23 protein-coding genes are annotated in these 25958 nt (G+C 60.3%); 13 read left to right on the forward strand and 10 right to left on the reverse strand.

The genetic code is table 11. The annotated features are described in order from the left end of the window. Positions 1-125: 125 nt before the first annotated feature. The gene (locus FHT82_RS17835) at positions 126-1277 is read left to right on the forward strand and encodes an alpha-hydroxy acid oxidase (protein ID WP_183733602.1); all 1152 of its coding nucleotides are present in this window, start codon (positions 126-128) and stop codon (positions 1275-1277) included. Between the two features lie 57 nt (positions 1278-1334). On the opposite strand, the gene FHT82_RS17840 is transcribed toward FHT82_RS17835, so the two are convergent. The 5 genes from FHT82_RS17840 to FHT82_RS17860 form a co-directional block, all read right to left on the reverse strand. Beyond that, positions 1335-2213: an ABC transporter ATP-binding protein gene (locus tag FHT82_RS17840; RefSeq protein ID WP_183733605.1), complete on the reverse strand. Its 879-nt coding sequence runs from the start codon at positions 2211-2213 to the stop codon at positions 1335-1337. Continuing rightward, the gene (locus FHT82_RS17845; RefSeq protein WP_183733608.1) at positions 2210-3244 is read right to left on the reverse strand and encodes an ABC transporter ATP-binding protein; all 1035 of its coding nucleotides are present in this window, start codon (positions 3242-3244) and stop codon (positions 2210-2212) included. Before FHT82_RS17845 ends, FHT82_RS17840 begins: the two co-directional genes overlap by 4 nt. A 4-nt stretch (positions 3245-3248) precedes the next feature. Continuing rightward, the gene (locus FHT82_RS17850) at positions 3249-4106 is read right to left on the reverse strand and encodes an ABC transporter permease (RefSeq protein ID WP_183733611.1); all 858 of its coding nucleotides are present in this window, start codon (positions 4104-4106) and stop codon (positions 3249-3251) included. Positions 4107-4111: 5 nt separating this feature from the next. Next, positions 4112-5116, reverse strand: a complete 1005-nt coding sequence (locus FHT82_RS17855; protein WP_183733613.1) for an ABC transporter permease — start codon at positions 5114-5116, stop codon at positions 4112-4114. 65 nt (positions 5117-5181) lie between these two features. Further along, positions 5182-7083, reverse strand: a complete 1902-nt coding sequence (locus FHT82_RS17860) for an ABC transporter substrate-binding protein (RefSeq protein WP_183733616.1) — start codon at positions 7081-7083, stop codon at positions 5182-5184. Positions 7084-7437: 354 nt separating this feature from the next. Here FHT82_RS17860 and FHT82_RS17865 point away from each other — a divergent pair, with 354 nt between their 5' ends. The 8 genes from FHT82_RS17865 to FHT82_RS17900 all read left to right on the forward strand — a co-directional run bounded on the left by FHT82_RS17865 (position 7438) and on the right by FHT82_RS17900 (position 16198). Continuing rightward, entirely contained in the window at positions 7438-9066 is a 1629-nt protein-coding gene (locus FHT82_RS17865) for a beta-xylosidase (protein WP_183733619.1), read from the forward strand. A 363-nt stretch (positions 9067-9429) separates the two neighbouring features. After that, a complete protein-coding gene (locus tag FHT82_RS17870) occupies positions 9430-10314 on the forward strand; it encodes a dihydrodipicolinate synthase family protein (protein WP_183733622.1) in 885 nt (294 codons plus the stop codon). A 23-nt stretch (positions 10315-10337) separates the two neighbouring features. Continuing rightward, positions 10338-10997, forward strand: coding sequence for a GntR family transcriptional regulator (locus FHT82_RS17875; protein ID WP_183733625.1), 660 nt, complete (start codon positions 10338-10340; stop codon positions 10995-10997). Positions 10998-11049: 52 nt separating this feature from the next. Further along, positions 11050-12381, forward strand: coding sequence for a sugar ABC transporter substrate-binding protein (locus FHT82_RS17880; protein ID WP_183733628.1), 1332 nt, complete (start codon positions 11050-11052; stop codon positions 12379-12381). Further along, positions 12381-13319 (forward strand): sugar ABC transporter permease, encoded by a 939-nt coding sequence (locus FHT82_RS17885; protein WP_183733631.1) that lies wholly within the window; start codon positions 12381-12383, stop codon positions 13317-13319. Before FHT82_RS17880 ends, FHT82_RS17885 begins: the two co-directional genes overlap by 1 nt. After that, positions 13319-14140: a carbohydrate ABC transporter permease gene (locus FHT82_RS17890; RefSeq protein WP_183733634.1), complete on the forward strand. Its 822-nt coding sequence runs from the start codon at positions 13319-13321 to the stop codon at positions 14138-14140. The genes FHT82_RS17885 and FHT82_RS17890 overlap by 1 nt, the downstream gene beginning before the upstream one ends. Positions 14141-14165: 25 nt before the next feature. Further along, the gene (gene ugpC / locus FHT82_RS17895; protein WP_183733637.1) at positions 14166-15221 is read left to right on the forward strand and encodes a sn-glycerol-3-phosphate ABC transporter ATP-binding protein UgpC; all 1056 of its coding nucleotides are present in this window, start codon (positions 14166-14168) and stop codon (positions 15219-15221) included. Continuing rightward, the gene (locus tag FHT82_RS17900; RefSeq protein WP_183733641.1) at positions 15218-16198 is read left to right on the forward strand and encodes a sugar kinase; all 981 of its coding nucleotides are present in this window, start codon (positions 15218-15220) and stop codon (positions 16196-16198) included. Before ugpC ends, FHT82_RS17900 begins: the two co-directional genes overlap by 4 nt. Before the next feature lie 4 nt (positions 16199-16202). Here the strand turns inward: FHT82_RS17900 and FHT82_RS17905 are convergent, their stop codons facing one another. Together FHT82_RS17905 and FHT82_RS17910 are read right to left on the reverse strand one after the other, a co-directional pair. Continuing rightward, positions 16203-16874, reverse strand: coding sequence for a GntR family transcriptional regulator (locus tag FHT82_RS17905; protein WP_183733644.1), 672 nt, complete (start codon positions 16872-16874; stop codon positions 16203-16205). A gap of 27 nt (positions 16875-16901) precedes the next feature. Continuing rightward, positions 16902-17927: a Gfo/Idh/MocA family oxidoreductase gene (locus tag FHT82_RS17910; RefSeq protein WP_183733646.1), complete on the reverse strand. Its 1026-nt coding sequence runs from the start codon at positions 17925-17927 to the stop codon at positions 16902-16904. Between the two features lie 219 nt (positions 17928-18146). Here FHT82_RS17910 and FHT82_RS17915 point away from each other — a divergent pair, with 219 nt between their 5' ends. The 4 genes from FHT82_RS17915 to FHT82_RS17930 all read left to right on the forward strand — a co-directional run bounded on the left by FHT82_RS17915 (position 18147) and on the right by FHT82_RS17930 (position 21702). Then, on the forward strand, positions 18147-19859 hold the full coding sequence (locus tag FHT82_RS17915) for an IlvD/Edd family dehydratase (RefSeq protein WP_183733649.1): 1713 nt from the start codon (positions 18147-18149) through the stop codon (positions 19857-19859). Next, on the forward strand, positions 19856-20782 hold the full coding sequence (locus tag FHT82_RS17920) for an amidohydrolase family protein (RefSeq protein ID WP_183733663.1): 927 nt from the start codon (positions 19856-19858) through the stop codon (positions 20780-20782). The genes FHT82_RS17915 and FHT82_RS17920 overlap by 4 nt, the downstream gene beginning before the upstream one ends. Positions 20783-20851: 69 nt before the next feature. Further along, on the forward strand, positions 20852-21202 hold the full coding sequence (locus FHT82_RS17925) for an antitoxin Xre/MbcA/ParS toxin-binding domain-containing protein (protein WP_183733666.1): 351 nt from the start codon (positions 20852-20854) through the stop codon (positions 21200-21202). 5 nt (positions 21203-21207) lie between these two features. After that, entirely contained in the window at positions 21208-21702 is a 495-nt protein-coding gene (locus FHT82_RS17930) for an RES domain-containing protein (protein ID WP_183733669.1), read from the forward strand. 56 nt (positions 21703-21758) lie between these two features. Here FHT82_RS17930 and FHT82_RS17935 read toward each other — a convergent pair whose 3' ends face one another. The 3 genes from FHT82_RS17935 to FHT82_RS17945 are packed head-to-tail and all read right to left on the reverse strand — an operon-like array spanning position 21759 to position 25957. Further along, positions 21759-23123, reverse strand: a complete 1365-nt coding sequence (locus FHT82_RS17935; protein WP_183733672.1) for an alpha-glucosidase/alpha-galactosidase — start codon at positions 23121-23123, stop codon at positions 21759-21761. Positions 23124-23145: 22 nt separating this feature from the next. Continuing rightward, positions 23146-24813 carry an ABC transporter ATP-binding protein gene (locus FHT82_RS17940; RefSeq protein ID WP_183733675.1) on the reverse strand — a complete coding sequence of 556 codons (1668 nt, stop codon included), beginning with the start codon at positions 24811-24813 and terminating at the stop codon, positions 23146-23148. 10 nt (positions 24814-24823) lie between these two features. Continuing rightward, positions 24824-25957, reverse strand: coding sequence for an ABC transporter permease (locus FHT82_RS17945; protein ID WP_183733678.1), 1134 nt, complete (start codon positions 25955-25957; stop codon positions 24824-24826). Between the last annotated feature and the right edge of the window lies 1 nt (position 25958).

The following is a 25958-nucleotide window of genomic DNA, read 5'->3' on the forward strand; positions in this document are numbered from 1 at the left end:
AAGAGAGCTTGAGATTGGTGCAATAATAATCGTATCCCATAGGTCATGGATCGCGAAGACGAGGAGGTCTCGCGGCCGCTCATCGGCTGGAAGCATGACATGCCAGCCCTCGATTGGATACGAGTATGCGCCTTTCAGACTGCCATAATTTCCATGACTTCCGCCGCCTCGCCAAGCAACGCCTTCCTGGGCCGATCTTCAACTATATCGATGGCGCAGCGGATGACGAGGTTACCTACAGGCGCAATACATCTGCTTTCGAGAGCTGCGATCTTCTGCCGAGCGTGCTGCGTGGCGTAAGCGAGGTCGACATGTCGGTTACCGTCATGGGCCAGAAACTCGCCATGCCGGTCTATTGCTCGCCGACGGCCCTGCAGCGGCTCTTCCATCACGAGGGTGAAAGGGCCGTCGCCCATGCTGCAGGCAAATTCGGCACGATGTTCGGTGTTTCATCGCTCGGCACGATCAGCCTGGAAGAAGCGCGGCAGATCAGCAACGGGCCACAGGTCTACCAGTTCTATTTCCACAGGGATCGCGGCCTCAATCGCGAAATGATGGCGAGGGCCAAGCAGGCAGGCGTCCAGGTGATGATGCTGACAGTCGATAGCATCACCGGCGGCAACCGCGAGCGCGACAAGCGTACCGGCTTTGCCATTCCCTTCAAACTCAATCTCTCTGGCATGGCGCAATTCGCGGTCAAGCCCGGCTGGGCCATCAATTATTTCACGCATGAGAAATTCCGCCTGCCTCAGCTCGAAAGCCATGTCGATATGGGCAGCGGCACCATGTCGATCAGCCGCTATTTCACCGAAATGCTCGATCCCGCAATGAACTGGGATGACGTCGCCGACATGGTGAAAACCTGGGGCGGGCAATTCTGCCTCAAAGGCATCATGACGGTCGAGGATGCCAAGCGCGCCATCGATATCGGCTGCACCGGCATCGTGCTGTCCAATCACGGTGGACGTCAGCTCGATGGATCGCGCAGCGGCTTCGACCAGCTCGCGGAAATCGTCGATGCCGTAGGCGACCGTATCGATGTGATGGTCGATGGCGGCATTCAGCGCGGCACCCATGTGCTGAAGGCCCTGTCGCTCGGCGCTAAGGCGGTCGGCGTCGGCCGCTACTACCTGTTCCCGCTTGCCGCCGCCGGTCAGGCCGGCGTCGAACGGGCGCTCCTGCAGATGAGAACGGAAATCGAGCGCGGCATGAAGCTCATGGGCTGCGCCACCGTCAGCGAGCTTTCTGCAGCCAACCTGCGTTTCCGCGCCTCTTGAGACAACGGCTTGGCTGCACCTTCTGTCGGGTACGGCCAAGCTCTGACCATCGGGGGATCAGGTGCGCGCAATCTTACGGGGCACCGATGCGCCGGTATCCTGCTGGCGCTGGCGAATGATCGCCGACGCCTCATGCGGATCGGGCGGCAGGACGGCATTCTTCAGCGCGATCGAGTATTCATGCTGCGGATTGTCGAGCACGGTGCGCGCGTCACCGCTTTCCACCACCACGCCCTTACGCATGATGATGACCCGATCGGCGATGTAATAGGCAGTCGCCAGGTCGTGGGTGATGTAGATGATGGACACCTTGAGCGTATCACGCAGCTCGCGGAAAAGATTGACGATCGACATGCGCAGCGATGCATCCACCATCGAGACCGGCTCGTCGGCGACGATCAGCTTCGGCTCCGGAATGAGCGCACGCGCCACCGCGATGCGCTGAAGCTGGCCACCCGACAATTCATGCGAATAACGTCCGCGGACCTCCGCAATGGAGAGGCCGACCCGCTGCAGGGCCGCGTCGGCAAGCGCCTCCCTCTCAGCGCGGCTCTTGGCACCCTTGAAGCGATGAGCGGTGGCAAACAGGTATTCGTCGATGCGCGTCAGAGGATTGAAGGCTTCGAACGGGTTCTGGAAAACCGGCTGGACCCTGGTCATGAAGGCTTCGCGGGCACTGCGGCTGCGAATATCGCCGATGTTGGCGCCGTCGAAGTGGATCGTGCCGCGGTCGGCCTTTTCACTGCCGAGAATCATCTTCGCAATCGTGGACTTGCCGGAGCCGGATTCGCCGACAATGGTGAAGATCTCGGGCCGGCCGGTCTCAAGCGCGAAACTGACGTCGTTGACCGCCGCCATCTTGGCACGCGAGAAGAAGCCACCGATCGGAAACAGCTTGGTGACGTTTTCAAGTTCGAGAAGGTGTTCGCCGCTCATTGGATCTTATACTCCCCTGCCCTGAAACAGGCGACGCGCCCGCCGGTCGCGCTTGGCTGCATGACGGGCACTTCTTTCGAGCATCTCTCGATCGCGATCGGACACCGCGGGTGGAAGCGGCAACCAGACGGCGGATTGGAAAGCGCCGGCGGTTTGCCCTGCAGGCTCTTTCTGATTTTCGTATCGCCGATCCGCGGCAGGCTGCCGATCAGATGAACCGTGTAGGGATGCTGCGGATTGTCGAAGATCGCCTGGGTCGGTCCTTCTTCGGCAAGCCGCCCGGCATACATGATGGCCAGGCGATCGGTGATCGCAGCATGCACGGACATATCGTGGGTCACAAAGATGACCGAGGCCTGCATGCGCGTCTGGACTTCCTTGATCAGCGCAAGAACATCCTGCTGCACCAGCACGTCGAGCGCCGTCGTCGGCTCGTCGGCAATGATGAATTCCGGTTCGCAGACCGTTGCCAGCGCAATGGTCAATCGTTGGCGCATACCGCCGGAAAGCTGATGCGGAAAGGCTTCGAGCACATGCGGGTCGAGATGCAGGCGGGCAAGATGCGCCTCGACGCGCTGACGAAAGGCAGTTGGATCGAGATCCATATGCCGGGAAGCAAAATCGTTGAAGGCATGCTTCACGCGCCGAACCGGGTTCAGCACGTTCATCGAGCCCTGCATGATATAGGACAGATGGCGCCAGCGTGCGGCCCGCATCTTCTGCGGTTCGCCATAGACGTCGATCAGGTTGCCATCAAAATTGAAATTGACCGTGCCGCCCACCACGCGCATCGGCGGGCGAATGGCGCCGGCGAGCGTCTTGATCAGCGAGGTCTTGCCGCTCGAGGATTCTCCAGCGATGCCGTAGATCTCGTTCTTGCGCACCGTCAGGCTGATATCGTCGACTGCGCGGATCTCGCGCCGCACGCCGAAATAGTCGTTGACGTAATAGCATTTCAGCCCGTCGATCGTCAGCGCGTCCCGGGAATTTTCGACGAGGGTCAAGGGCGCTTTCCTCAAAAGGTTCTGCATCGTCTCAGGCTCCCATTCGGGCGAGCCGCGAGCGCGGATCGATATATTCGTTGACCGACATGGCGAGCATGAAGAGGCCGAGGAAGAGGATCACTACGAAGAGCATCGGGAAGGCGATCCACCACCAGACACCGGCGACCATGGCGGAATGGGCATTGGCCCAATAGATCATGCCGCCGACGGTCGGCCGGTTAATGTCGGAAAAGCCGAGAATGGAGAGCGTCACTTCAAGGCCGATCGCCCAGATCAGGTTGTTCATCGTGGTGAAGAAGACGATCGGCATGACATAGGGAAGATGCTCGCGGATGAGGATCTGCGACGTGCGCATGCCGGAAAAGACCGCATGCCGGGTGAACTCCCGATGGCGCAGCGAGAGCGCCACCGAGCGGATGAGGCGGCTGTCATGCGTCCAGCCGAGCAGGGCCGCGACGATTGCGAGCATCGACCATGTCATCTGGTCACGCAGTACGAAGACCAGAAGGAGCAGGATCGGAATATTGGGCAGCGCGCCGAGCGTATCGTTGATGCCCATGATGACCTGGTCGGTGCGCCCACCGATGTAACCTGAGACCAGGCCGACGACCAGCGCAATGAGGCGGCTGATGACGGCGACGATGATGCCGAAGATGAGCGTATTGCGCAGCGACGCGCCGATCTGCCAGAAGACATCCTGTCCGCGCGACGTCGTGCCGAACCAGAACTCGGCAGACGGCGGCATGTCGGGGATTACGACGTAGATGGCCGTCTCGTCATAGGGCGAGAAGAAGGATGAGACGATCAACCCGACAATGATTAGGATCAGGATCGTCCCGAAGAGGAATTCCTTGTTGTAGCGGAGCAGGTCTCTGAGGATCTTGAACATCGCAATTATCCCAGTTTCACGCGCGGATCGATCAGCGGGTAGAGGATGTCGATCACGAAGACGGCGGACGCGACGGCAATGATGGCAATGGTCGTCACGCCGAGCACCAGGCTGTAATCGCCAGAATAGATGCCCGAGATCAGGAGCTTGCCGATACCAGGGTAATTGAAGACGAATTCGACAATGACGGCGCCGCCGAAGACATTGCCGAGGCTGAGCGCCAGGCCTGTGACCTGCGGCAGCATCGCATTGCGGGCCACATAATGCGAAAAGATGCGGCTTGAGCGCACGCCACCCAACTCGGCATAAACAACATGGTCGTCGGTGACGATGTTGGAGACGAGCGAGCGCATGGAAATGAACCAGCCGCCGATACCCACGAGCACCAGGGTCAGCGCCGGCAGGATTCCGTGCTCGATCACCGAGCTGATGAAGGCCCAGTTGAAGGCCGGCGCAAGGTTGACCTGGGCGCCGTCACTGATTGGCAGGATCGGCCAGATGAAACCGAAGAGAATAACAAGACTGAGGCCGATAATGTAGGTCGGGATCGGCTGTAGCGCCATGATGACAATGCCGGCGAGCTTGAGCAGCCGGCTGTTTCGGAAATAGCCGGCAAGCGCGCCGAGCAGGTTGCCGATGATCCAGGCGATGATGGTCGCGAGCGTCAGAAGGCCGACAGTCCAAGGCAAGGCGCGGCCGATGACGGTCATGACAGGCGTCGGGAAGGAGGACAGCGAGGGACCGAAATCGCCAGTCAACACCCGCCCCCAGAACGTGAAATACTGATCGAGAAGCGGGCCGCCCGTTCCATAGAGCTCCCGCAGCGATTGGCGCAGGATTTCGACCGCCTGCGGATCGGTCGAGCCGAAGCTCGTCAGCAGCGACACGGTCTGCTCCACCGGATCGACCGGCGAGAAATGTGCGATCAGGAACGCAAGCGTAATGCCGGTAATGACAACGAAAAGGAACTGCAGGAAACGCTTGCCCGCATAGATCAGAAAGCCATTCATGGCATCCACCCTCCAATAGCAGAAAGGGGCGGCCGGCTGCCCGGCCACTCCCCATGTCGACGCTGTCAGTTCTTGGGAGCGTCCGGGTTGGCCTTCAGGCCGACGACCATGTAACGAATGTTCGACCAGTTCGGCCCCGAAGCCGAATAGGGGTTCTCAGCGCTCGGATAGTTGGTCCAGTAGGTCGTGTCGAACGGCGCGAACTTGTTATAGGCCATCAGCGGGATCATCGGCATCTCCTCGACGGCGAGCTTCAGGAAGTCCTGGCCGACCTTGGTGACATCGGGAGAATCGAAGGCGATCGACCGGTTCTTCGCGATGATCTGATCGAGGCGCGGATCCTGCCAGCGCTGCAGGTTGCGCGGCGGCTGGATCTGGCCGAGCGGCTTGATGAACTCCGAATGGTAGCTGTCCAGGAAGAAGGACAGATCCGGATGGCCGCCCCAGGTTTCGATGCTCCAGTAGATCGCGGCTTCGTAATCGCCGGTGCTGAGGCGCTGGCCGTTGGTCGGACCGGCAACATCCACCTTTGTGGCGATGCCGTTCTGGCTCCACTGCTGGGCGATGACCGTGCCGGCACGTGCCAGCGTCGGGATGGCATCACCCTCCACCTGCAGGCGGATCACAAACGGCGTGCCGTCAGGCTTCAGCCATTGATTGCCGCTCTTCTTGAAGCCGGCTTTCTGCAGCAGTTCGCTTGCCGCCTGAACGTCCTGCTTCCACCAGCCAAAGCCGAAGGTGCGCTGAAGCTGTTTCGGATCGGTCGGGATCTGGTCACCCCACTGGCCACGAACCATGGTGGCGATCTGGGCGGAGATATTGGGATCATAGGGCTTGATCTTGCGACTGCCGGTATCGAGCTCGAAATTGGTGAGCCAGTCCTGCATCGGCGCATAATAGTCATCGGGCGCCGAACCCGTCGGCGGCGTGGCAAGGGCAGCAAGATTGGCAGCGCCACGGTAAGAACCCAACGCCACTGCGCGGATATCGATCATCAGCGCCAGCGCCCAACGAACGTCCTTGTTGTCGAAGGGCGCCTTCTTGGTATTGAGCAGCACCGACGGCAGGGTCGGATCGGGATGGGCGAAGGGGAAGCCCTTCAGCCAGGCGGCGGCGCTCTTGCTGTCGCGCATCATCGCAAACATGCCCTCGGGCGCCATGTCGTTGATCACATCGAGATTGTGATTGCGCTGCTCGATGACGCGAGCCTCGGGATTTCCGGCGGCACGATAGACGACATATTTCACCTGCGGCGGCTCTTTGGCGGCCATGCCGATCGAGGTGCGCTGCCAGTCGTCGCGCAGTTTCCAGATCGTCCAGTTGCCACCCTTGTCGTAGCTCTGCAGCACATAGGCGCCGAGCGAGACCGGCGGGTTGTTCTTGAATGACAGCGGATCGCCAGCCTTTTCGAAGACATGTTTCGGCATGATCCAGGCGGCGTTCCAGCGCACGGTAAACAGCGTGTGGAAGCGCGAATTGGGTTTCTTCAGATGGAAGACGACCGTCTGCGGATCGGGGTTTTCCATGCTCGCGACATTGACGGTGAAAGGTGCGCTCCAGGACATGCCTGGATGGTCGATCTGCGTCTTTACCGTATAGACCACATCGTCGCTGGTGAATTCGACACCATCGCTCCAGTAGATGCCCTTGCGCAGCTTCACCGTCATCTGGGTGAAATCGGCATTATAGGCTGGAGGCTCGGTGGCCAGAGCATTCTGCCATGCATCAGGGCCGCCTTCAGGATTGATGAACCACAGCGTGTCGGTCGTCAGCTGCTGCAGGCCGTTGACATTGGCAGCACCGCCGCCACCCGGCGCCCACACGTTGAACCAGTCTGCATTCTGTTGCGGCGTGCCCTGAATGATCAGCGTTTCATTGCGCGGAATGCCGGCAATGAAATCCTGCGCATAGGCAGGGAGGGCGGCGAGAGACAATAGGGCAATCACTGCAAATCTAGGGAACTTCATCGGACGCTCCTCCTCCTCGGCCCGCACGGGCGGGCGCTTCCTGTAATCCGTTATCGATCGCGTTCCGGCGACAGCGCCTGCATAGGGATCGAGAGATCCATATGACTCCTCCAGACGTTCAGCTTCGCCGCAACATTTATCGACAATTTTTCACCAAACGGCAACAGGTAATTTTTAAAATGCCAAAAACTCTCGGAATTACCGGCATTTTTTCACCGCCTTACAAGCGCGACTTTTTATATTATTGACAAAATGGTCATTTCGCATAGCTTTTGCGACGAGCGCGGCACCCTCCCAAGACAGCCGCACCTCATCACCATATTGGTCGGTTGGCCTTCGGGAGGAGGCTGAGGCGTGACCGTTCAAGAGGAAAAGACGATGACGAGTTCCTATGACGTGACCATCAACGTTCACGCCAGCAAGCCGACAGGGCCTTACAAGCCGCTGTGGAACTGGTTCGGTTATGACGAGCCGAACTACACCTATTCTCCGCATGGCAAGAAGCTTCTGAAGGAGCTGACGGAGCTCAGCCCCGTTGCACCGCGCATCCGCGCGCATAATCTATTGACGAGCGGCGACGGTAAGCCGGCGCTGAAATGGGGCTCGACCAATGCCTATACAGAGGATGCCAACGGCAATCCCGTCTATGACTGGACGATCATCGACCAGATCTTCGATGCCTATGTCGAAGCCGGCAACATCCCGCTGATCCAGATCGGCTTCACGCCGGAAGCGCTTTCCGATTTCGATGGCCCTTACAAGCATCATTGGGAGCCGGCCGACCGTTACGCAACGATCACCACCGGCTGGACCGCCCCGCCGAAAGACCTGAAGAAGTGGGGCGACCTGATCGAGGCCTGGGCGCGGCATCTGGCCGATCGCTACGGCGAGGACGTCGTCTCCTCCTGGCCCTGGGAGGTCTGGAACGAACCGGATGGCCACTACTGGACCGGCACGATCCCGGAATTCTGCGCCATGTATGATGCGAGCGCCCGCGCCGTAAAGCGCGCCCTGCCCAAGGCCCGCGTCGGCGGACCACACACCTGCGGCGCCTTTGCCAATGAGAAGGCACAGACCTTTCTGCGCGCCTTCCTGCGACACGTCGTCGAAAACAAGCCGCCGCTCGATTTCATCGCCTTCCACGCCAAGGGAAATCCGGTCATCTTCGATGGTCATGTGCGCATGGGCCTGCACAAGCAGTTGCGCGATATCGAGACCAATCTCGCCATCATCAACGAGTTCCCGGAATTGCGGCATCTGCCCGTCGTCATCGGCGAATCGGACCCTGAAGGGTGCGCCGCCTGCTCGGCGCGTGTTCATCCGCAGAACGGCTATCGCAACGGCCCGCTCTACAGCGTCTATGTCGTCGAGAGCATGATCCGCACCTATGAACTGTCGCGTCGCGCCAATATCGAGATCGAGGGCGCAGTTACCTGGGCCTTCCTCTTCGATGACCAGCCCTATTTCGACGGCTTCCGGGATCTGGCAACGAACGGCGTCGACAAGGCCGTGCTGAACGGCTTCCGCATGCTCGGCAAACTCGGCGGCGAATGGCTCGAATCAGAAAGCGACTATCGCCGCGATATCGAGGACATCATGAGCCACGGTGTTCGCGACAAGCCCGACGTCAATGTCGTGGCGACCCGCGACGACAAGGGTATCTCGGTTCTCGTCTGGCACTATCATGACGACGACGAGGCAGGCCCCGCTGCCAATGTCAGCCTCTCCATCGACGGCTGGGACAACCGACCGGCCTCGCTCGAGCACTTCCGGATGGATGAGCAACATTCCAACTCCTTCCGCGTCTGGAAGGAAATGGGCAAGCCGCAGGATCCGCAAGGCGCCGATTACGCCAAACTCGAAGCCTCCGGAAAGCTCGTACGGATCGACGAAAAGGCCTCGATTTCCGTCAAGGACGGCAAGATCGATCTGCATTTCTCCCTGCCGCGTCAAGGCGTGTCTCTCCTGCGCCTGGACTGGTGAGACGGCAGGTCAGAGGGAGCGCAATCCTCCAAATTGCGCTCCCCGATTCCCCAAAAGATAAGGCTCGCGGTCCTTCATTTCTCGATCATGCGCCGCCGTAACGAACCGCTGATGGAGACATCAGCCGTCTGCCAGTGACATTTCGCTCTGCGCCGAAAGAACCAGCCTCCCGGCGCGTTGTAGTGCCGCGCACCTGCAAACCCACCTATCGCAACACCAGCAGCAATGCCCCGCCGATGGCCAGGCCGCACCGTTGCAATAATCCACAGGTCATTCACATTAACCGGCGACCGTTCACCACAAACAGGTTTACACTCCATAACTGACATGTTAGTCATCCTGCACTGACATGAAGGAGATCAATTGGTGACGGGGTTTGGTTTGTCGGTCGCATTGGCGACGCCTTTCGAGAGCAGCGGCGCGATTGCAGCAGAGGTCATGCTCACTCAGGCAAAGCGGAGCCTGGATGAGGGTTGCGCCAGCGTCACCCTGTTCGGGACAACGGGTGAAGGCGCCTCCATCGGCGGCCAGGAGCGGGAGCGGATTCTCACCACTTTCATCGCCGCCGGCATTCAGCCCCGCCAGATCGTCGTCGGCGTGCTCGTCGACGCAGCCGAAGATGCGGCCCAGCAGATGTCGCAGGCCTTGTCGAAGGGTGTGCGCAACATCCTGCTCGCACCGCCCTCCTATTTCAAGAATGTCAGCGACGACGGCCTCTTTGCCTGGTTTGCGGATGTGTTTGCGCGCCTGGGCGACACGGCTCGCGACGTGCTGGTCTATAATATTCCTTCGGTGACGATGGTTGCCTTGAGTATTGATCTGATTGGCCGCCTGCGAACTGCCTTCCCCTCCATCGTCACCGGCGTCAAGGACTCCTCCGGCGACTGGCCCTATACGGAAGCGCTGCTGCGCCAGCATGGCGACCTTATCATCCTGATCGGCGACGAGCGGCATCTCGCCAAGGGCGTGCGCATGGGCGGCCAAGGTGCGATTTCGGGCATGGCCAATTTTGCGCCACACGAAGTGCGGGCGATGGCAGTCGACGGTGATGACGATCCGCGCGTCGAAGGCTTCGTCTCGGAGCTTCTCAAACATCCTGTCACGCCGGCGGTGAAAGTCATGGTGTCAAAGATGACGGGCGATGATACATGGCTTGCGGTTCGCCCGCCGTTGACGTCAATCTCCGCCGACGGCAGGCGCGAGCTTGCCCTTGCCTTTGACGGACTTTTTCGCACAAAGGCAGCGTAGCGCTTATGTACGAGGAGAACCCGATGGATGGAGCCGACGAGCAGCCGACGCTGAGAGAAAAAGCTTATGAGAGCTTTACCCGGCATCTGCTTGCGCGTGACGTCCGTCCCGGGCAATTCGTCTCTCAGCGCAGGCTCGTCGAGCTGACCGGCCTGACGCTCGGCGCCATTCGCGAGCTCATTCCGCGGCTTGAAGCCGAGGGCCTTATCAAGACCGTGCCGCAGCGCGGCCTGCAGATTGCCCATATTGACCTCAATCTCATCCGCGAAGCCTTCCAGCTCCGGCTTTTCCTCGAAAAGGAAGCCGTCGGGATCTTCACGGAGACGGCAAGCGACGAGACGATTGCGGCACTCCTGAAAGAGCATCGCGAGATCGTGGCGGCGATCGAGGGTGGCAATCATTCGCATGAACTGGAAGCCCACGCCCAGGCTGTCGACTGGGGTATGCATGATGCCTTTATCGACGCGCTGGGCAACACGATCATTTCCAATGCCTACCGCGTCAACTCGATCAAGATGCGCCTGATCAGCCAGGAACGCTTCCGCATCGACGGGCGCGTCGGCCCCGTCATGGGAGAGCATCTTCGTGTGCTAGAGGCGATTGAACGAAGAAATGCGCAAGAGGCTGTCGATGCCCTTGCCGCACATATCAACCACGCGCGAAGTCGCGCGCTGAGAATTTAGATTGACGCCTGCGGTGAGGAGATCGCAGGCCACACAAGAGGAGGAGAGCAGCATGTCATCATCATTCATTCGTCCCACGCGTCGAAACTTCCTGGCGGGTTCAGCAGCGATCGGTGCTGCAGGGCTGCTCGGCATCAAGCCTGCTTCGGCAGCTGTCGACTGGAAGCGTTTTGCCGGCACGACACTCGAGGTCAATCTCGTCAAGAGCCCGCGCAGCGAAACGATCCTCAAATATCTGAGCGAATTCGAAGCGCTGACCGGCATCAAGGTCAATGCCGAAGCCACACCTGAGCAGCAGCAGCGTCAGAAGACGACGATCGAGCTCAGCTCCGGCAAGCCGAGCTTCGACGTCGTCCATCTCAGCTACCATGTCCAGAAGCGCCAGTTCGAAAAGGGCGGTTGGCTCGCCGACATCAGCGGCTTCGTCAAGGATCCTTCGCTGACCGACCCGTCGCTGGTCGAGAGCGATTTTGCTGAGGCCGGCATGCAGTTCGCCAAGGATTCAAAGGGTGTACTGCGCTCCCTTCCCTTCTCGGTGGATTACTGGATCGTCTATTGGAACAAGGACCTGTTTGAAAAGAAGGGCCTTTCCTATCCCTCGACCTTCGACGAAATGGTCAATGCGGCAGAAGCCCTGACCGATAAATCCTCCAACACGTACGGCTTCGTCGCCCGCGGCCTCAAGAATGCCAACGTGCCCGTCTGGACGACCTTGCTGCTCGGCTATGGTTCGACACCGCTTGGCCCTGATGGCAAGCTTCGCACGACATCCGACGAAGCCGTCGAGGCGGCCAAGATGTATCAGCGCCTGATGACGAAGGCGGCGCCGGTCGGCGTTTCCGGCTTCAACTGGGCGGAGGCACAGTCCGCCTTCCTGCAGGGCAAGGTCGGCATGTGGCTTGACGGCGTCGGCTTTGCTCCGCCGATCGAGAACCCTGAAAAGTCCCGTGTTGTCGGCAAGGTCGGCTACGGCATCATGCCGAAGGGACCGAAGGCCCAGGCTGCCGCAACGACCGGCGACGGTATCGGCGTGACGGCGGCAAGCAAGAACAAGGAAGCGGCCTACCTGTTCTGCCAGTGGGTCGTCTCCCACGACATGGGTGCGCGCCTTCTGCAGGCAGGTGCTGGCGTTCCGTTCCGCAACTCTGTTCTCGAGGATGCGAAGGTTCGCGAAGGCGTCACGATGCCGAGCGCCTGGGTCGACGCCGTTGCCGGTTCGGCGAAGGTTTCGCAGCTCGCCCTGCCGGTCATCATTCCGGTCACCGAGTTCCGTGACATTTATGGCGTCGGCCTCACCAACATGATCAGCGGCGCCGATCCGGCAGCGGAACTGAAAAGCGCCACCGCGCAGTTCGAACCCGTATTGGCGCGCAGCGAGGGATAATGGCGTCCGTGAGCATGGAAACCACGCGGTCGAAGAGCACCGCAAACGGAAGGAGCAAGCCTGGCAGGCTTGCTCCGAACTACTGGCCCTTCGTCGTCCCGGCACTGGTCGTCATTGCCGCGGTCATCGTATTCCCCTGGGTGTTCACGCTCTGGATGAGCGTGAACAGTTGGACGCTGGGCCAACCGGTCGTTTTTGCAGGGCTGGACAACTATACCCGGCTGCTGGTGGACATGCGCTTCTGGGAGTCTCTTTGGCACACGGCGCTCTATACGCTGCTTGCGGTCGTTGCCCCCTTGTTTCTGGGCACGCTCGCAGCCCTGATCTTCGACGCGCAGTTTCCGTTCCGCGGGTTGCTGCGCGGCGTCTTCGTCATGCCGATGATGGCGACGCCCGTCGCGATCGCGCTGGTCTGGACCATGATGTTCCACCCGCAGCTCGGCGTGCTGAACTACCTGCTCTCCTTGATCGGCATCGAGCCGCAAGAATGGATCTATAATCAGAACAGCGTCATTCCCTCGCTCGTGCTGGTCGAAACCTGGCAATGGACACCGCTGATCATGCTCATCGTGCTCGGGGGCCTCGCAGCCGTTCCCCGCGAACCCTATGAGAGTGCCGAGATCGACGGGGCAAACGCCTGGCAGAAATTCCGCTACCTGACTCTGCCGATGATCGCGCCCTTCCTGATGATCGGTGTCATCATCAGGAGTATCGATGCCGTTAAAAGCTTCGACATCATCTATGCGATGACACAGGGCGGCCCCGGCACGGCCTCCGAGACGATCAACATCTACCTCTATAACACTGCCTTTTCCTATTACGACATCGGCTACGGATCGGCGATGGCGGTTGTCTTCTTCATCATCATCGTCGCGCTTTCCTTTGTGCTGATGATGGTCCGTCAGCGCGCCAACTGGTCCGACATGGAGACACGCTGATGAAGCGCAAAACGATCGACCGTATCGGGCTGTTGTTTGTCGCCCTCGTCATGGTTTCGCCGGTCATCCTGTTTTTCCTCTGGATGATTTCTCTCTCGCTGAAATACGAAATCGACAACGGCGCCTATCCGCCGATCTTCATCCCCGAGCGCTTCGCGTGGTCGAACTACATGAAGGTCTTCGAGGAGAACAATTTCTTCCTCTATTTCTGGAATTCGATCCTGGTGACTGGCGGGGCGACGCTGCTTGCGCTGCTGATCGGCGTACCTGCCGGCTACGGCATCGCACGGCTGAAAGCGGAGCGGTCGGCCATGGTGATCATGATCGCCCGCATGACGCCCGGCCTGTCATTCCTCATCCCGCTTTTCCTGCTGTTCCAGTGGCTCGATCTTCTCGGAACACTCTGGCCGCAGATCATCATCCATCTCGTGGTGACCGTGCCGATCGTCGTCTGGATCATGATCGGCTATTTCGAGACGACGCCGATGGAGCTTGAGGAAGCTGCCAGCATCGACGGGGCGACATCCTGGCAGGTGTTCCGCCTGGTGGCGCTGCCGATCGCCAAGCCCGGCATCGTCGTCGCCTTCATCCTGTCGGTGATCTTCTCCTGGAACAACTTCGTGTTCGGCATCGTGCTTGCAAGTCGCGAAACGAGAACCCTGCCCGTCGCCGTCTACAACATGCTGTCGTTCGAGCAAGTCAGTTGGGGGCCGCTTGCAGCAGCTGCGCTCATCGTCACCCTGCCCGTGCTCGTGCTGACGATGTTTGCGCAGAAGCAGATCGTAGCAGGCCTCACGGCTGGCGCCGTCAAGGGCGGCTGACCCAAGCATTCAAAGGACAACCAACATGGCCAATGTGAATATTCGAAACGTCCAGAAGCGCTTCGGTGCTGTCAACGTCATCAGCGATATCAGCGTCGATATCGCCGACGGAGAATTCGTCGTCCTGGTCGGCCCCTCCGGCTGCGGCAAGTCCACCCTGCTTCGCATGATTGCCGGTCTCGAGGAGATGAGCGACGGCGAGATCCGGATCGGCTCTCGCGATGTCAGCCATCTGCGGGCACGCGACCGGGATATAGCGATGGTTTTCCAGAACTATGCGCTCTACCCGCACATGAGCGTCGCCGACAATATGGGCTTTGCCCTGAAGCTGAAGAAGGCAGACGCCTCGGAGATTTCAGAACGGGTCAACAAAGCAGCCGGTATCCTCGGCCTCGAAAAGCTGCTCGACCGCTTCCCGAAGCAGCTCTCGGGCGGGCAGCGCCAGCGCGTCGCCATGGGCCGCGCTCTGGTGCGCGATCCTCAGGTCTTCCTGTTTGACGAACCACTTTCCAATCTCGATGCCAAGCTGCGCGTGCAGATGCGCGCCGAAATCAAATCGCTGCACCAGCGCATCAAGACGACGACGATCTATGTCACCCATGACCAGATCGAAGCGATGACGATGGCCGACAAGATCGTGGTGCTGCATGATGGCGTGATCGAGCAGGTCGGCGCTCCGCTGGAACTCTACGACCGGCCGGCCAATCTCTTCGTTGCCGGCTTTATCGGCTCACCGTCGATGAACTTCATCGACGGCAGGATCGAAGAGGGTGTTTTCCGCACGGAAAAAGGCCTGACCCTGCCGCTGCCCGAAAACATCAAGAGTGCACCGCCCGCAGGCCAGCTGGTCTATGGCATCCGTCCCGAGCATATCCGCGCCAGCCAGGGGGGAATTACCGGCCGCGCCGAAATCGTCGAGGGAACCGGGTCGGAAATCTTCGCCAAGCTGGACTGCAACGGCGAACAGATTTCCTGTCTCTTCCGTGAACGGCTGGCGATTGCTTACGGCGACACCGTCTCGATCTCGATCGATCCGGCAAATGTCCACCTCTTCGACAAGTCGACTGGTAGACGCGTTTGAGGCCGCCCTCGCCGCACACAAGCAGCAAGCCGAACCATGTCCTGTGTGTCGGTGCCGCCGTGCTCGATACGCTGTTTCGTGTCCGGGCAATTCCGCAGACGCCGGGCAAGGTCCTGCCCTATGAGATGCTGCAGGTGGCCGAGGGAATGGCCTCCAGCGCCGCTTACGCCATTGTCCGTCTCGGCGGGATGGCAAGCCTCTGGGGTGCCGTTGGTGACGACCAGGCCGGTCAGCAGATCCTATCGGAGCTGGAACAGGCAGGCATCGATGTCAGCGGCAGTGTCCGGGTTACCGGCGCCCGTTCGGCCGTCTCGACAATCCTCGTCGACGACGACGGAGAGCGGTTGATCGTTCCCTTCTACGATCCGCGCCTGCATGAAGATGTGAGGGACGTGAGGGCTGACGATCTCGCCGCATTCGATGCCGTCATGGTGGACGTGCGCTGGCCCGCCCTCGCCCTCAAGGTGCTGAAGGCCGCAAGGGAAGCCGGCAAGCCCGCGATCCTCGACGGCGATGTCGCACCGCCTCACGTCATCGACATGTTGGCGAGGCATGCCGATCACATTATCTTTTCCGAACCCGCAGCCCGAAGCCTGTCACAGATCGATGACCCCGCTGCCATGGTGCCGTTTCTGAAGAAGCAGTATCCGCAGGCATTGGTCGTCGTCACGGCTGGAGAGCGCGGCAGCTATTGGTGGGACGAAGAAACAGGCGATATCGCCCATATGCCGGCATTTCGGGTCAAAACGATCGACACACTCGCCGCCGGAGACATCTTCCATGGCGCCTATGCGCTGGCGATAACAGAGGGATTGCCGACCGACGCCGCCATCCGAATGGCCTCAGCCGCAGCAGCGCTGAAATGCGGCGTCTTCGGCGGACGGCTTGGTGCCCCCGATCGCGGCGAGGTTGCGGCCTTGCTGGGGGATGTCGTTCCAACGGAAGCGGCCGATATGACCGCTGACCAATCCGTTTAGCGCCTCAGTGTTCGCTCACATACGCGAGATAGCGCTTCTTGCTCGGCTGCAGGTGATCGACGCAGAGCTGGGCCAGAACCCAGTTATCCCTGCCCTTCAGCATCTCGATCATCAGCCGGTGATGCTCATGCGAGATCCGCAGGGATTCCTTGCTCGACATCGAGTTGGCGCGCACCGGCAGGCTGAGGCGCATGTAAAGCTCGATCGACTGAACGAGATGGGAATTGCCGCAGGCGCTAAAGAGTGTGAGGTGGAACTTGTCGTTCGTCTCGTGCACACCGCGAAGATAGCCGGCTTCGACGTGCCGTCCATGCTCCTCATGCAGGGCCGTCAATTCCGCGATCAGCTCGTCGGGCGCCGGCAGCGGAATCCAGAGTGCGGCCTGCCTTTGGAGCAGTTCGCGCACGTCATAAATCTCCTGCACCTGCCGCGGCGTCAGCGAGCGCACAGTGGCGCCCTTGTTGCGCTCGCGCACGACGATGCCCATCGTCTCCAGCTGGACGATCGCTTGACGGGCGAAGTGCCGCGTGACGTGGAAGCGCGCGAGCAGCGTGTCCTCGGTCAGACGCGTGCCGGGCGCCAGCCGCCCGAAGATGATGTCTTCTTCGAGCGCACGCGCAATGCTGAGATCGTCGTGTTCGATCTCGTCTTCACTGATATCATTGAGCGTCTGCATGAATAGGTCCTCCGGCGGCGGGCCATCTTATCGCGGTTTGTATTCAGGGTCGAACCGGCTCAGCCTATAGATCTCTTCGACCAGCGCCAGCGTCTTCAGATTATCGTCAGGCACCGTCTCCATCGCCGCCCGGCCGTCCAGCCCGTCGAGAAAGTGCGCGATCGTTGCATCATAGGCACCCTGATAGACAGCATCCGCATCGAACTCCTCCACGCGCGGGACATTACCCTTTGCCGAAAGACGGTTTCCATTCAGTTCCAGCGTGGCCTGCGTACCGAAGACCCGCAAATGATCCCGCGGCGCCGGGGGCGCACCATGCACTGCGAGATTGGCATTTACAGTGACGATCACCCCGTCGTCCAGACGGCGTAGAACGACAGCAGCGACATCCTCGGCAATAATATCGTCATTGCTGCGCTCGAGCCGTGCGGCAACCACCTCCATCTCGCCAAACAGGTAGCGAAGCGTATCCAGGTGATGGATCATCACCTCCATGACCAGCAGACGCTGCTGCCTGCGGAAAAACGGCTGGCGGATGAGCGCCGGCCTGTTCCCCTCGGCATCGGCGATCATGCCGCTCGAGAAAAATTCGAACTGGACCTGCCTGATCTCACCGGCAAACCCCTCCTGCAGCCACGCCTTCAGCCGGCGGTAATAGGCGCGAAACCGCCAGTTCTCATGCACCATCAGCCGGATTGATGAGGGCAGACCGGTGACGAGGGCGACCGCCTGATCGTAATCGGGCGCCAAGGGCTTCTGGCAGAGAATATCGATGCCCCTCGCCGCCGCTAACCGCACAAGCTCCACATGGGCCTCACGCGGGGCACATATATCGACGGCATCCAGTGTTTCCTCGGTCAACATATCCTGCGCGCTCTCATAATTGCGAGGGATACCGAAAGTCCTGCTTCTGGCTGTCCGGGCTTCCGCTGAAGGGTCGGCGATCGCGACGACCTCAGCACGGGCCGACTGCTTCATCCAAGCCGGCAGGTGATACTCGCTGACCCAACCGGCGCCGATGACCCCTATCCGCCTTCGACCGTTCTCCACCATGCTTCGCTCCATCTCATTTTATCGATAATTTAGCCATCATCTCTCCGAAAGCCAATGCGAAAGGCAGAATAAAAATTGAAATTATCGCGAATTATCTTGAGTTTCTTCCAAAGATTCTGTGGCGACGGCGACAGAGAAGTCTACGGCCACATCTTCTTTATTGACAATCCTGCATATCCAACTAGGCTTGGCGTCGATTTAGAGGACGAGGGAGGAACAATGTCGAGCGGTCTTCGTCGCAAGCTGACGAGTTACGGCGATCAGGGTTTCTCCCTTTTCCTGCGAAAGGCCTTCATCAAGGCGATGGGCTATTCGGACGATGCTCTGGATCGCCCGATCGTGGGGATTGCCAATACCTACAGCGACTTCAATCCCTGCCACGGCAACGTGCCGCAGCTTATCGAGGCGGCCAAGCGCGGCGTCATGCTGGCCGGCGCCATGCCCATGGTTTTTCCGACCATTTCGATCCACGAAAGCTTCGCCTCACCGACCTCGATGTATCTGCGCAATCTGATGGCGATGGAAACCGAGGAGATGATCCGCGCCCAGCCGATGGATGCGGTGATCCTGATCGGCGGCTGCGACAAGACCTTGCCGGCACAGATCATGGCCGCCGCTAGCAGCGAGATCCCGGCGATCTTCCTGCCGACTGGGCCGATGGCCGTTGGCCACCACAAGGGCGAGCGGCTCGGCGCCTGTACCGATTGCCGCCGCTTCTGGGGACGCTTCCGCGCCGGTGAAATCGATGAAGCAGAAATCACCGACGTCAACAACAAGCTCGCCAGTTCGGTCGGTACCTGCACAGTCATGGGAACGGCAAGCACCATGGCCAACCTGACCGAGGTGATGGGTCTTTGCGTGCCGCGGGCGGGATCGGCGCCGGCAGCCGAATCCGAGCGTGTGCGGCTCGCCGAAGAGACCGGCCGCATCGCCGCCGGACTTGCAGCCAACCCGGACGCGCCGACCGTACGCGATATCCTGACACCCGCAGCTATCCGCAACGGCCTCGTCGCACTGCAGGCGATGGGCGGCTCGACCAACGCCGTCGTCCACCTTGCTGCCATTACCGGACGGCTCGGCCTGCGCCTCGACATGGCCGAACTCGACAGGCTCGGCAAGATCATTCCGCTGCTTGTCGATCTCCAGCCCTCCGGCCAGCATTATATGGAACAGTTTCATGAAGCCGGCGGCGTGCAGACGCTGCTGAAAGCCCTGCGTCATGAAATCGACGGGAGCCAGCGGACAGTCTACGGCAAGACGATCGGTGAGGTCATTGATGCTGCGACGGACGAGCCCGGCCAGACGATCATCCGTACCATGGAAAAACCGCTGAAGCCGATCGGCACGATTGCCGTGCTCTACGGCAATCTCGCGCCCCGCGGCGCCATCATCAAGCAGTCTGCTGCATCAAAGGATCTGCTGCAGCATGAAGGGCGCGCGGTCGTCTTCGAATCCGTCGAGGACATGACCTTGCGGATCGACAGCGACGACCTCGACGTCACTGCAGACGATATCCTCGTTTTGCGCACCGCTGGCCCGAAGGGTGCGCCAGGCATGCCGGAAGCCGGCTATCTGCCGATCCCGCGCAAGCTCGCCCGCCAAGGCGTCAAGGACATGGTGCGCATTTCAGATGCCCGCATGAGCGGCACCGCCTTCGGCACCATCGTCCTGCATATTGCCCCGGAAGCGGCAGCCGGCGGACCGCTGGCGATCGTCCGGACAGGAGACCGTATCCGCCTCGACGTCAAAGAGCGGCGCATAGACCTTGCCATAGACCAGAGTGAATTTGACCGGCGCATGGCGGAGCTTGAAACGATATCGGCGCCCGAGCCGGCGCGCGGTTATGCAAAGCTCTATCACACGCACGTGCTGCAGGCCGACGAAGGCGTCGACTTCGATTTCCTCCAGCACGAGGAATTGGAAACGAAATGAGCATGGTGGATAGCGAAGCCCCGCTCTGCCTGCCGCGATTGCCATTGACGCGTCTCCCGGCTTACCCCTTGCCACAAGGCACGATCGACACGCATTTCCATGTCTTCCGGTCCGGGGCATCGCTGAATACGCCGCGCAGCTACACGCCCGATATTACAACGATAGCCGACTGGATCGCCTTTGCCGACCGGCTCGGCATCGGCAGGGGCATTCTCGTGCAGCCGAGCGTTTATGGCCTCGACAACCAGGTTCTGATCGAGGCGTTGACTGCCTTTCCGGACCGCCTGCGTGGCATCGTCGTCATCGATCCCGAAACAGTCCCCGAGGAGATTGCCCGTCTCGACCGGCTCGGCGTGCGCGGCGTGCGCATCAATACCCGCAACAAGGGCGGCCTGCCGCTTGCAGCGGCCGAGAGACTTGCGGCGGCCATTCACGATTTCGGCTGGTCGCTGCAGCTGCAGATCAGCCCCGATCAGATCGGCGATCTCGCCGGTCGGCTGCCGCAGCTTGGCGTTCGTTTCGTCATTGATCATCTGGGCTTCATACCGCTCGCCGATGGGGCCTGGCGCGAACATGTTCCCGCCCTTCAGCGGCTGGCGGACATCCCCGGCGGCTACATCAAGCTCACGGCACCCTACCGCCTGACACGCGAGCGCAACTATGCCGATTTTGCCGAGGTGGTGCGGACGCTTGCGGCCAGCCATCCGCAAAAGCTGCTCTGGGGCAGCGACTGGCCGCATACCGAGCTTTGGAGCAATATGCCTGACGACGCCGACCTGATCGACAGCATGCAGGAAGCGATTGGCACACCCGAACTTACCCGGAGAATCTTCATCGACAATGCCGAAACGCTGTTCTTTGGCCGCGGACACGGCGATAGGCTCCTAGGCGGCCGAGATGATTGGGAGCGATTGCCGAAATAGCCGTGGACCATTGAATGCCGGTTATTTTGACGCTATATATCGTCAGAATAGCTGGCATGGAGATAGATCATGGGCCTCGCACAATATGCAGATGACGGTCTGTTTGCCCCGCGCAAGATCGCCGATGCCTTTCGTACGACCAGCGAGGAGATCGCCCGCACGGCCGGTCTCGGCAAGGATGCGATCCAGCGCAAGGATCGCCTGCGCTCCGACAAGACGCAACGGCGCCTGCGCGAAATGATCGAGATCGTCAACAAGGTCGAGCAGCGCTTCGGTTCGGCGCTGATGGCCTATGCCTGGTATCGTTCCGAGCCCCTGTCCGGCTTTTCGGGCCAGACGGCCATGCAGCTGGTCCGCGACGGACGGGCCGAGGAGGTTATGGATTATATCGATGCGGTCGACGCCGGCATTCATGCCTAGTCGCGATGCGCTATGAAGGAAAGCTCTATCGAGCGCTGAACCCGGTCTATGCGCGCGAGCCGCTTTCCGGCCGCGGCGCCGAGCTCTATGGCGGTCGGTTCAATCCCAAGGGAATGCCGGCTCTCTACACGTCCCTGTCTGTGCTGACCGCACTTCGGGAAGCCAATCAGGTCGGCAGCCTGCAGCCGACGACCCTCGTCTGCTACGAAGCTGACATCGAACGCGTCTTCGACACGAGAGATGAGGCCACCATCGAGGCGGAAGGCATGGATGCGGCAGCGATTGCCGCGGCACGCTGGCGCGACGAGATGAAGGCAACCGGAGAAGCCAGGACGCAGAATTTCGCCCGCCGGCTCGTGTCCGACGGCTATCACGGTCTCCTGGTCAGAAGTTTTGCTCCAGGAGCCAGAGGCGACGATCTCAATCTCGTGCTTTGGCGGTGGAGTGATATGGCCCCTTGCCGCTTGACCCTGATCGACGATGAAGGCCGATTGTCGTAACCATCAAGCGTGATCAGCGCCGGCATGATGGCCGGCGCTGATCATATTGGTGCGCCTCAGGCCGCGCGGGCCTTGCTCGGCCGCGCCCATTCCGGCAGCCAGTCGCCATGGGCGGCAAGCAGCTCGTCCACCAGCGACCAGATCTGGTCGAGGTCGAGCTCAGCAGCCGTATGCGGGTCCATCATCGCGGCATGATAGATATGCTCCGGGTTTTCCGTCATCAGCGCCTGAACCGTCAGTTCCTGGACATTGATGTTGGTGCGGATCAGTGCCGTCAGCTGCGGCGGCAGGTCGCCGATATAGGTCGGCTGGATGCCGGAGGCATCGACGAGGCAGGGCACCTCGGCAGCGCAATTTGATGGCAGCGAGGTGATGCAGCCATTGTTGCGGACATTGCCGTAGATAACCGAGGGTTCACCGGTCCACACCGAATTGATGATCGAGGAAGCATATTCCTTCGATTCATCGACCTCGATCTTGTCGGCCGAACGATAGGCTTCTGCCTGCCCCTTCCAGCGGGCGATCTGCTCGATGCAGCGCTTCGGATATTCGTCAAGCGGAATGCCGAATTTCTCGATCAGATCCTCACGACCTTCCTTGATGAAGTAAGGCGTGTATTCGGCAAAATGCTCCGAGCTCTCGGTGACGAAATAGCCGAGCCGCGTGAGCATCTCGTAGCGCACCTTGTTGGGGCAACGCGGGTTCCAGCCGGGCTTCGGCGCGCGGCCTTCGCGATAGGCCCGCACCAGATCCGGATAGAGGTTCTTGTAGGAACCATCCGGCTGGCGATGCTCGAATTTCAGGTAGAAGGCCATGTGGTTGATACCGGCCGAGCGGTAGCGGATCTCTTCATAGGGAATGTCGAGATCATGGGCGAGTTCCATCGCCGTGCCCTGCACGGAATGGCAGAGGCCGACCTGTTTGATATCAGGATATTTCTCTGAAATCGCCCAGGTATTGATCGCCATCGGGTTCACATATTGCAGCATGATGGCATTGGGGCAGACGGCGCGCATATCCTCGCAGATCTTCCAGAGATGCGGCACGGTTCGAAGACCGCGCATGATGCCGCCGACGCCGAGCGTATCGGCAATCGTCTGGCGCAGGCCGTATTTCTTCGGCACTTCGAAGTCGGTCACCGTGCAGGGTTCGTAGCCGCCGATCTGGAAGGCAACAACGACGAAATCGGCGCCAGACAGTGCCTTGCGCTGATCGGAGCAGGTTTCCGCCTTCGCCTTCACGCCGAGCGTCGAAATCAGCTTGTTGACGACGATGACACTTTCTTCCAGCCGCTGCGGATTGATGTCCATGAGTGCGATCGTGGCGCCCGAGAGCGCCGGACGCTGCAGGATATCGCCGACGATATTCTTCATGAAAACTGTGGAGCCAGCTCCGATGAACGCTATTCTGGGATTTGCCATATGAACCTCCGGCATTCTGAAATCAGGCTACCTCGAAAGCGGCTTTGACGAGCCGTTCGGTGTAGGGTGTCTTGGGATTGGAAAGGACTTCGTTGACAGGACCCTCTTCCATGATCTTGCCGTGCTGCATGACGATGACACGGTGGCAGAGGGCACGCACGACCTTCAGGTCATGCGAAATGAAAAGGTAGCTCAGACCCCGCTCATCCTGCAGCTTGCGCAGGAGCTCTATGATCTGCGCCTGGACGGAGAGATCGAGCGCTGAGGTCGGCTCGTCGAGCAGGATGAATTCCGGCTCCAGTGCGATCGCCCGCGCAATAGCAATGCGCTGGCGCTGCCCACCGGAAAATTCATGCGGGAAGCGCGAGAGGATGTTGCCTGGCATGCCAGCGGACACCAGCGCTTCGCGGACCCTGTCCAGACGTTCGCCTTTGGTGGCGCCGAGCTTGTTGACGACCAGCCCTTCCTCGATGATCTGGCCGATCGTCATGCGTGGGTTGAGCGAGGAGAACGGATCCTGGAAGACGATCTGCATGCGTGAACGCAAGGGGCGCATTTCGGCCCGCGACTTGCCGTGGATCGGCCGGCGGTCGAAATAGATTTCGCCATTGTCAGTATCGTTGAGCCTGAGGATAGCCTGGCCGAAGGTCGTCTTGCCTGAGCCGGATTCGCCGACGAGGCCCAGCGTCTCATGCCGCCGCAGTGTCAGATTGAGGCTGTCGACGGCGACCAGTTCGCGCAGCTCCGGTCTGAAGAAGCCGCCATGGCGCAGCATGAAGGAGACGCGCACGCCGCGGGCATCAAGAATGATATCCGATCCCTCCGGCAGCGGATTGGCCTGGCCGCGCGGCTCGGATGCCAGGAGATGCTTGGTGTAAGGGTGCTGTGGATTGGCGAAGAGCTGCTCGGTTATATTGTGCTCGCGCATCTCGCCATGCTGCATCACATAGACATAGTCGGAGAATTTGCGCACGACCGTCAGGTCGTGGGTGATCAGGATCACCGCCATCCGCAATTCCGTCTGCAGGTTGCGGATGAGGTTCAGGATCTGCGCCTGGACGGTCACGTCGAGTGCGGTTGTCGGCTCGTCAGCAATCAGGACATCGGGATCATTGGCAAGCGCCATGGCGATCATCACGCGCTGGCGCTGACCGCCCGAAAGTTGATGCGGATATTGCCGCAGGCGCGCTTCGGGATCGGGGATTTGCACCTGCTTCAAAAGCTCCAGCGCTTTAGCGTCTGCCTGTCTGCGGCTCATTTTGCGGTGGACGCGGATCGCTTCGACGATCTGGCTGCCGATCGTATAGATCGGGTTCAGTGAACTCATCGGCTCCTGGAAGATCATCGAGATCCGGTCGCCGCGCAGCTTGCGGCGGGCCTTCTCGGAGAATTTCAGGATATTGTTGCCGTCATATTCGACACTCGAGCGCGGCGAGATCACCGCACGCTTGGAAAGAAGCCCCATGACAGTGCGTGCCGTCACCGATTTACCGGAACCGGATTCACCGACGATGGCGATGGTTTCGCCGCGGTATAGCTGGAAGGATATATCCTTCACGGCTTCGACGGTGCCATGCTCGACCTTGAAATTCACGCCGATATTGCGCGCGTCGATAACAGGGCTCTCCTTTCGGCCGTCATGATCGTGACGGACCGGCGGGGCGAAGGAACTGACGAGAGCAAGGGCCATCTTCATCACCTCAATAGGGATCGACCGCATCGCGCAGACCGTCGCCCAACGCATTGAAGGCAAAGACGGTGATCAGCACGAAAGCGACAGGAGCGAGAATCCAGGGGTAGGTTCCGATGACGGAATAGTTGGCCGTATCCTGCAACATCAGACCCCAGGAGATCAGCGGCGGCTTCACGGCAAAACCGAGGAAGCCAAGGAAGGATTCCAGCAGCACGACGCTTGGAATATGGATGGTGACCGCAACGATCACATGGCTCATCACATTCGGGAAAATATGCTGGAAGATGATGCGCCGGTCGGTGGCACCGACCGCCATCGCCGCGCGCACATACTCGATGCGCGCCAGCGCCAGCGTTTTGCCGCGCACCTCGCGCGACATCTGCGCCCAGCCGAGCGCCGACATGACGAAGATTACGAAGGCGAGAAAAACGTTGGTGGGTGCCGTGATCGGGATCAACGATGTCAGCGCGAGATAAAGCGGCAGTTGCGGGAAGGCGAGCACCAGCTCGACGAAGCGCTGCACCCAGACATCGAAGGCGCCGCCATAATAGCCCGACACCATACCGACCGTCGTGCCGACGACAGTGACGATGAAGACCACCGTCAGTGCGATCATCAGCGAGATGCGCGAGCCGATGATGGCGCGCGACAGCACGTCTCGGCCGAACTTGTCGGTGCCGAGGAAATGCACCGGCTGTCCATCGACCGTGCCGAAGAAATGGCGATTGGCCGGGATGAGACCGAGCAGATTGTAGTCCGAACCCTTGACGAAGAAGCCGAGCGAACGCGGATTGTCATAATCCAGGCCGACGACCGGCTGGAAGGTAACCGGATCGAGCTCTTCGGAATCCGCCAGCGCATAGACGCGCGGCCAGACGAGGTTGCCTTCTTTGTCGTGGATGCTGATCATCTGTGGCGGCGCAAAGCCGACATCGGTCGCCTTCGGATCCATCGGCGCAAAGAAATCCGCAAAGATCGCCATGATGATCAAGAGGCCGACGAGGATCAGGCCGATCATGCCAGTCCAGGAGCGCCGCAGCCGGCGCCAGACCAGCGCCATATAGCTCTCATTGCCGTGGCTGGTATTCTTGACCGTTTCCTCGTGTGGCGGCGGCGGTGTGGAAGAGTCGAAGGCAAACATA

This window comes from Rhizobium sp. BK275 (assembly GCF_014193555.1).
Classification (GTDB): domain Bacteria; phylum Pseudomonadota; class Alphaproteobacteria; order Rhizobiales; family Rhizobiaceae; genus Rhizobium.